Annotated in this window: 6 protein-coding genes and 1 pseudogene; 5 read left to right on the plus strand and 2 right to left on the minus strand. The window is 58.2% G+C overall.

All coding sequences use genetic code 11. The annotated features are described in order from the left end of the window. Positions 1-2083, plus strand: a pseudogene (locus tag ACI77I_RS31230) (Ice nucleation protein); the annotation flags it as partial. Between the two features lie 735 nt (positions 2084-2818). Here the strand turns inward: ACI77I_RS31230 and ACI77I_RS31235 are convergent. After that, on the minus strand, positions 2819-3994 hold the full coding sequence (locus ACI77I_RS31235; RefSeq protein WP_407000034.1) for a tyrosine-type recombinase/integrase: 1176 nt from the start codon (positions 3992-3994) through the stop codon (positions 2819-2821). 279 nt (positions 3995-4273) lie between these two features. Next, a complete protein-coding gene (locus tag ACI77I_RS31240) occupies positions 4274-5353 on the minus strand; it encodes a patatin-like phospholipase family protein (protein WP_407000036.1) in 1080 nt (359 codons plus the stop codon). Positions 5354-5514: 161 nt separating this feature from the next. On the opposite strand from ACI77I_RS31240, the gene ACI77I_RS31245 reads away from it, so the two are divergent. From ACI77I_RS31245 to ACI77I_RS31260, 4 genes are read left to right on the plus strand one after another with little or no spacing between them, the layout of a single operon-like run. Beyond that, on the plus strand, positions 5515-5817 hold the full coding sequence (locus tag ACI77I_RS31245) for a PepSY domain-containing protein (protein ID WP_094953707.1): 303 nt from the start codon (positions 5515-5517) through the stop codon (positions 5815-5817). After that, complete coding sequence (locus ACI77I_RS31250; protein WP_094953708.1) at positions 5817-6131, plus strand: PepSY domain-containing protein; 315 nt, start codon at positions 5817-5819, stop codon at positions 6129-6131. Before ACI77I_RS31245 ends, ACI77I_RS31250 begins: the two co-directional genes overlap by 1 nt. Further along, positions 6131-6799 carry a response regulator transcription factor gene (locus ACI77I_RS31255; protein WP_263274849.1) on the plus strand — a complete coding sequence of 223 codons (669 nt, stop codon included), beginning with the start codon at positions 6131-6133 and terminating at the stop codon, positions 6797-6799. Before ACI77I_RS31250 ends, ACI77I_RS31255 begins: the two co-directional genes overlap by 1 nt. Then, on the plus strand, positions 6796-8115 hold the full coding sequence (locus ACI77I_RS31260) for a sensor histidine kinase (protein WP_094953710.1): 1320 nt from the start codon (positions 6796-6798) through the stop codon (positions 8113-8115). Before ACI77I_RS31255 ends, ACI77I_RS31260 begins: the two co-directional genes overlap by 4 nt. Positions 8116-8188 lie beyond the last annotated feature (73 nt).

Consider the following 8188-nt stretch of genomic DNA (forward strand, 5'->3'; position numbering starts at 1 on the left):
AAGTACTCAGACCGCTGGAGAGGAAAGCTCGCTGACAGCGGGTTATGGCAGCACACAAACCGCTCAGGAAGGTAGCGATCTCACCGCAGGCTATGGCAGCACGGGCACCGCTGGCCCCGACAGTTCGCTGATCGCTGGCTATGGCAGTACACAGACTGCTGGTCATGGCAGCGTGCTTACAGCGGGCTACGGCAGTACACAAACGGCGCAGGAAGGGAGTTCGCTCACTGCTGGCTACGGCAGTACCGGGACCGCTGGCCCGGACAGTTCTCTTATTGCAGGCTATGGAAGTACTCAGACCGCGGGTCATGAAAGTAAACTGACAGCAGGTTATGGCAGTACACAGACCGCTCAGGAAGGCAGCTCACTCACTGCGGGTTACGGCAGCACCTCAACAGCCGGCTATGACAGTACACTCATTGCCGGATATGGCAGCACCCAAACCGCTGGTTACCGGAGTGTTCTGACAGCAGGCTATGGTAGTACCCAGACTGCTCAGGAAAGCAGTTCGCTCACGGCCGGCTATGGCAGTACTTCAACAGCAGGTTTCAAGAGTTCTCTAATCGCAGGTTACGGTAGTACCCAGACAACGGGTTATGAAAGCACCCTGACTGCTGGTTATGGCAGTACTCAAACCGCCCAGGACAACAGCTCCCTGACCACGGGCTATGGCAGCACTTCAACAGCCGGCTACGAAAGCTCACTTATTGCTGGCTACGGAAGTACTCAAACGGCGGGCTACAAAAGCACACTGACCGCAGGCTACGGCAGCACCCAAACTGCCCAGGAAGAAAGCTCGCTCACCACTGGTTATGGCAGTACCTCGACCGCTGGCTATAGCAGTACTTTGATCGCCGGGTACGGTAGTACTCAAACGGCGGGCTACAAAAGCACACTGACTGCAGGCTACGGCAGCACCCAAACTGCCCAGGAAGAAAGCTCACTCACTACTGGTTATGGCAGTACCTCAACCGCTGGATATAGCAGTACTTTGGTCGCCGGGTACGGCAGTACTCAAACGGCGGGCTACAACAGCAGTTTGACGACTGGTTATGGCAGTACGTCTACCGCAGGCTATGACAGCTCACTGGTCGCAGGTTATGGAAGTACCCAGATCGCAGGCTACGAGAGCACGTTGACTGCGGGCTACGGCAGTACGCTGACTGCTCAAGACAGCAGTACGCTCACCGCTGGCTACGGCAGTACTGAAACAGCTGGGTTTTCCAGCTCATTGATCGCAGGTTATGGCAGCACCCAGACCGCTGGCTACGAGAGCACGTTAACGGCGGGCTATGGTAGTACGCAGACGGCAGAGCGCGACAGCACGCTCACCGCCGGTTACGGGAGCACAGGAACGGCAGGCCAAGACAGTTCGCTGATCGCGGGTTATGGCAGCACACTGACCAGTGGCATTCGCAGTTTCTTGACTGCGGGTTACGGGAGCACTTTGATTAGCGGGCTTCGTAGCGTACTGACGGCGGGATATGGCAGTAGCTTGACGTCCGGAATGCACAGTAGCCTGACTGCCGGATACGGTAGCAACCAGATTGCGAGTCATCGGAGTTCACTGATTGCGGGCCATGAAAGCACTCAAATTGCCGGGCACAAAAGCATGCTGATCGCCGGCAAGGGTAGCTCGCAAACTGCTGGCTATCGCAGCACGCTGATATCCGGCGCCCACAGCATTCAGATGGCCGGTGAGCGCAGCAAACTTATTGCTGGTAAAGACAGCACGCAGACTGCGGGGGACCGAAGCAAACTATTGGCTGGCAGCAACAGTTATCTCACCGCTGGAGATCGCAGCAAACTGACTGCTGGCGACGATTGTGTGCTCATGGCTGGAGATCGAAGCACGCTCACTGCTGGTAAGAACAGCGTTCTGACAGCGGGTGCCAGCAGCAGGCTCATCGGCAGCCTGGGCTCCACGCTGACTGGCGGGGAGAACTCCACACTGATTTTCAGATGCTGGGACGGGAAACGCTATACCAACAAAGTAGTCAACACAGGAAAAAATGGAGTAGAGGCTGATACGCCGTATCAAGTAGATGAAGATGGAAATATTGTGAATAAAGCAGAGGAGTAATAACGATATTTTCGAGGGGTGTAATACCTAAGCAGCGGGCCGCCGCTCTTTGGAAGGGCATTCTGCACCATGGTGGCTATGAGGTATGTTGAGTATCCACTCGTGGTCGGAAGCGGTCATGATGTATCACGTACTTCTTTGGCTTTTCGTGGTTTGTGTTCATTCGGCAGGACGCCGGGGAGGGTGAGCTCTGTAGGAATATACAACTGTAAGTTATTGATTCTTATAGAGTGAAATGGAGAGTTTGGCACCTTTATAAGAAGTGTGTTTTTCCTTATGAGTCAATTGTCTGCGAGCGTTTCGAGGTCACCTTGACATGGTGGCGTGCTTACATGAACCGGTGCTCTGAGTGAGCACCGGAAGATTGTCAATTATTTGCCTTTAGGCTCCGCGTTCCCGCGTCTGCCTCCAGATGGTTTCCCGGTGGTGCTCGGGAGGTTAGCTACCGCTGGTGCTTTCGATCCGCTAGATTTTCCTGAACTGGATCCTGCCTTTCCGCCGTTTGATTTTGACATAACCATCTCCTTGGTGACGCAAAGTAGAGTTGCACTTCCACAATAGGTGCTTTTTTGGATAGCGCGAATTCGGGAGCAGGACGCGCGCAAAACTCCTGCTACAGCCCCCGTTTTTCCGTTTGCATAAGCACAAAGAGGTGGTTTTTTTGCCGACCCTAAAGGAATCATAATGCCTTTTAAAATCAACAATTTGGGTCGCTACCGTCCCCAGCAGGAGGTGCTATGGATTTGGCGTCACAAGATCTGCCCACTCCTGCATCATGGATCTGCGTTGCTCCAGGTATGCGGCGTGGTTGTATACGTCACGAATGAAGCTACTGTCTGCGTGCGCAAGTTGGCGCTCAATCCAATCCCGGTTATACCCGCGCCCGTTCATCTCAGTGGAAAACAGATGGCGGAAACCGTGGGGTGATTGTTTGCCCGTCAACCCGCATAGATCCATGACGTTGTTGGCGTAGTTGGTTCCGATCGGTGCTGTAGGATCGCTGCGATTAGTGAAGACATACCTAAGCCCGCCGGTTATGGGTAGCATGTCTTTCAGCAATTCGACGGCCTGTGTTGGTAGCGGCACCGCGTGCTCGCGCCGCGCCTTCATCTTCGCCGCCGGCGTTGTCCAGATCGCGGCATCAAGATCGATTTCAGACCACTCAGCGTGCCGGACTTCGCCCGGGCGTGAGGCTGTGTAGATCATCAGCATGATCGCCGACCGCAACTGGTGGCCTGATACGCACTGCTGGATTGTGGCAATGGTATTAGGCAGTTCGCTGAAAGGCAGGAAGGGGTGAGGTCTGTTCTGGGCACCTTTCTCGGTTACAGCGTGCATTTCAGCTGTTGGATTCGCTTCTATAAGACCGGTGGCGATGGCGTAGCTGAACACCTGGCCCATCCGCTGCCGCACTTTTACGGCTGTGACGATAGACCCTCGCTTCTCGATGCGTCGTATCAGGCTGATCACATCGGAACGCTTGATTGAGTCGATCTGCCTGGCACCGAATGTCGGCAACACGTCTAGCTCCATCAGGTTGCTGATGATGCGATAGGTTCCAGGAGATATGCTCCCTTTCCTGAATGCCAGCCACTCGTCATACACCCGGCGGAACGTTCGCCCGCAAGCCTCTATCATTCCTGCCTTTTTTTCCTTCCTCGATTCGCGTGGATCTACGCCGCGCGCAATGTCTTCCCGCGCCTCGTCTCTTAGAGCGCGCGCGTCCTTTAGGCCCGTTTCCGGGTATGTTCCAAAAGAAATTCTTGCCTGTTTTCCAAGCCATGTGAAGCGAAAGTGCCAGCTCTTGATACCGCTATTTGCCACGTAAAGCGAGAGCCCCAGAGAGTCGGGGAGGGTATACGCCTTGTCCTTAGGCTTGGCCTGTCGGGCTGCTGTGTCCGTAAGTGCCACTAGTACATCCTCTCAAAACCATTTTCGATGTACTGAATGATGTACTAACTAAACGGCATTGGGAAGGTATTGAGTGGTACGCGGTGATACTCAAGTGTCTAGGTTTTATGGGGTTTTTGGAGGGTTCTGAGACGGGAGGGTTTTAGGTGGGAGACTACCGTGGAATCTTTGAAGATTTCCACAGTATTTTCAGCTCGGTCAGGTATCTGGCAGGCGGCGAGTTTAGCAGTTTGATCCCTCGCCGGGCATACCGCCCCTCTGCAAGAGGCCTGTGTCGCGTCAAAGTGGCTGCAAACGCTCACCCAGGCCGCCGTTATCGGCCAATTGCAGGAACTCATCGCCCAGGCGTTGGCTCTCGCTCATCGCGGCCTGCCAGTACTTGTTGCGGCTCGGGTCATCGCCCATGAAACGCTTGAAGTCGCTGCGGTCCGGCAACTTGCCGTAGGGCAGGCGCGCCAGGTAGTCCTTGGATGGCGCGAGCAGTAACACATCCTGCAGACCCTGTTGATTGCTGCGCCGCCACGGCAGGCCTTCGTCGAACCAGCCGGGGATGACCCGGTCGGTGAAGTGCGGGTACAGCACGATGTCGTCGCCGTGGTAGGGCAGGTCGAGGTGATAGTCCAGCAGGCCACCGTCGCGGTAGGTGCCGGCGCCTGCGCCGGGCAGGTCGCGCACGCCTTGCATAACCATCGGGATCGAGCCGGATGCCAGCAGTGCCTGGCGCAGGTTGCCCAGCTCCAGCGCGAGGAAACGCGAAGGGAAATCCTTGAGCGGATGCACCGGTGGCGCCTGGCGTGGGTCGTGGATGATCAGCCGCTCGAAATGCCGCGACAGCCGCGCGCGACCGCGCAGGTTGTCGGCAATCACCGACGACAGGCCCAGGCCGAGCCGCCCACGGTGGTCATCGGCGAGCAGGCCGTGGCTTTTGACCACCATGATGTTCAGGCGATAGTCGGGGTTGTCCAGCACCCGCGCATCGCGGCCGGCGAACAGGTCATCGAGCATGCGCTGGCAGCTATGGCTGACCTCGGCCATGCTCACGCCTTTGGCAAAACGCTGTTCGTTGTACAAGCGGCCAAGGTCGAGCAGGCCTTGCACTGGGTCGGGCAGGCAGGCGCTGGCAAACCGCCAGGAGCCGATGGAGGCGCCGATCAGCGCACGTTCGCGTGGCGCACGCGGCAACCAATCGCCGAACAGCGCCAGGTCAAGGCCCTGGATGCCCAGCGCCTTGGGGCCACCGGCGGCGCCGGGAAGAATGCCGACATCCGCAGGCGCCAGGCCTTGTTCGCGAATGCGCGTGAAGGCGCGTTTGCCGGCCTTGAGCGTCAAGGCGGGGAATTTGATGTGGATGGCTGTCATACCGGTCTCTTTTGAAGCGAGCGGGGCAGTATAGAAAAACTCGCAGCGTGATAGGTGAAGAAGAGCGCGAGGAAATTGCCATGGTGGCAATTCAGTTTCAGTTAAGTTGCAGCGGGTACGGTGGCCTGCGTAGGAAAAACATCCTGAAACGGAGACTTATCATGAAGCGCCTCACAGCGCTGGTCGCCGCCGGTATCATCGCCTTCTCGGCGGCACAGGCCCAAGCAGTGGACCCCGACAAGCCACTGAAATTGCCTGGCACTGTTACAATTGTCGCCTTCGATCAGCTGGAAGCCACGGCCCTGGCGCTGCACCCAGGTTCGAGCCTGCTGGACACCGACCTGGACGAGGCCTACGGCAAGTACGTTTATCAAGTCGAACTGGAAGATGCCGACGGCATCGAGTGGGAAGTCGAATTGGACGCGCTCACCGGGCACGTTCTCAAGAATCATCAGGATACGTAATGAAGGTATATCGACGCGCCAGCGGTTGGATGGTGCTGGCGCTCATGGCTTTTTGCTCAAGCCTGGCGGCCCGCGACCTCAACCAGGATGAAGCCTTGGCCTTGCGCCAGCAGGGGGTGATCCTGCCGCTGGAGCAACTGCTGCAACAGGCCATGGCGCGCTACCCGGGTTCCCGGCTGCTGGAGGCCGAGCTTGAGAAGAAGCACGGCCAATATGCCTATGAAGTGGAGCTGGTGACCACCGAGGGCGTGGTGCGCGAAATCAAGCTGGATGCAACCACTGGTGTACTGCTCAAAGATAAGGAAGACGACTGATGCGCCTGCTCCTGGTGGAAGACAACGTACCGCTGGCCGATGAGCTGCTGGCTGGCCTGCAACGCCAAGGCTACGCCGTCGACTGGCTGGCCGACGGGCGCGATGCCGCGTATCAGGGGCGCAGCGAGCCCTATGACCTGATCATCCTCGACCTTGGCTTGCCCGGCCTGCCTGGGCTGGAGGTGTTGGCGCAATGGCGCGCTGCCGCCCTGGCCACACCGGTGCTGGTCCTCACTGCCCGCGACTCTTGGGCCGAGCGTATCGAAGGGCTCAAGGCCGGCGCCGATGATTACTTGAGCAAACCCTTTCACCCCGAAGAACTGTACCTGCGCATCCAGGCCTTGCTGCGCCGTTCCCACGGCCATGCCAACCAGCCGACCTTGCAAGCCGCCGGGCTGCACCTGGATGAAGGCCGTCAGTGCGTGCTGCGCGATGGCGACGAGATTCAACTGACTGCCGCCGAATTTCGTCTGTTGCGCTACTTCATGTTGCACCCGGAACAGATCCTGTCGAAAAGCCACTTGGCCGAGCACTTGTATGATGGCGAGACCGAGCGTGATTCCAACGTATTGGAAGTGCACGTCAACCACCTGCGCCGCAAGTTGGGCCGCAGCGTGATTGAAACCCGGCGTGGCCAGGGTTACCGGTTTGGCGCCGGCCCTGCATGAAGTCCATTCAACGGCGCCTGAGCCTGGGGCTGATCAGCGTGATGGTGGTCGTCGGCGTGGTGCTGGCGCAAACCAGTTTGTGGTTGTTCGAGGCCGGTTTGCAGCGCTACCTGGAAGCCGGCTTGCGCAATGACGCCGAGAACCTGCTGGTGGCGCTGGTGCGTGGGCCGAACGGCGTGCAATTGGATGAACAACGCCTGTCACCGGCTTATCAGCGGCCGTTTTCCGGGCATTATTTTCGTATCGATTTTGCCGACATTCATTGGCGTTCCCGCTCGCTGTGGGACCAGGAATTACCGCGACTGCCCGAAGCCGGGCTCAAGGGCAACTTGCAGCTAGGCCCGGAAGGCCAGCAACTGCTGGTGTTGCGCGCGGACTACAAGCGTTTTGGCCAGTCGATTTCCATCAGCGTGGCCCAGGACTACACGCCGGTGCGGGAAAGTTTCCGTTTGATGCGTCAGATCGGCCTGGTGATGGGCCTCGCGGCATTGTTGCTGGTGCTGATCCTGCAACGGGTGACCGTGCGCCGAGCCTTGCGCCCGCTGGAAACCTCTCGCGAACAGATCGCCCAATTGCAACAGGGCCAGCGCTCGCAACTCGATACCCAGGTACCGCTGGAGCTGGAGCCGCTGGTGGCGCAGATCAACCACCTGCTGGCCCACACCGAAGACAGCCTCAAGCGTTCGCGCAATGCGTTGGGCAATTTGGGGCATGCGCTGAAAACACCCTTGGCCGTGCTGTTGAGCGTGGCATCCAGCGAACAGCTCAAGGCCCATCCCGAACTGAGCAAGCTCTTGCGTGAACAGCTGGAGCACGTGCAGCAACGCCTGAATCGCGAACTCAACCGCGCGCGCCTTGCCGGTGAAACCCTGCCGGGCGCCTTGTTTGATTGCGAAAAAGAGCTGCCGGGTCTGTTGGCAACGCTAAACATGATCCACGGTGAACACCTGGACTTGAGTTACCACGTCACGCCGGGCCTGCAATTGCCGTGGGACCGCGAAGACCTGCTGGAACTGCTCGGCAACTTGCTGGACAACGCCTGCAAATGGGCGGATGCGGAAATACGCTTGGTCATCAGCGAAACGCCGCGCAGCTATCTGCTGGCTGTGGAGGACGATGGTCCCGGCATTCCGCAGAGTCAGCGCGACCAGGTGTTCAGCCGTGGCACGCGCCTGGACGAGCAAATTGACGGCCATGGCCTGGGGCTGGGGATCGTGCGGGATATCGTCGAGGTGTGGGGTGGGGTGTTGCAGTTGCAGGAGAGTGAGTTGGGCGGGCTAAAGGTGCTGATCGAATTGCCCAAGCGCCAGGCCTGACCCACCGTCATCGCGGCGTAGGTATCTACACATCTTTTTATGGGCTGAATTCTTTGGTTGTCGCGGGGGGGCT

It is taken from the genome of Pseudomonas sp. D47, assembly GCF_045447305.1.
In the GTDB taxonomy this organism is placed as follows: domain Bacteria; phylum Pseudomonadota; class Gammaproteobacteria; order Pseudomonadales; family Pseudomonadaceae; genus Aquipseudomonas.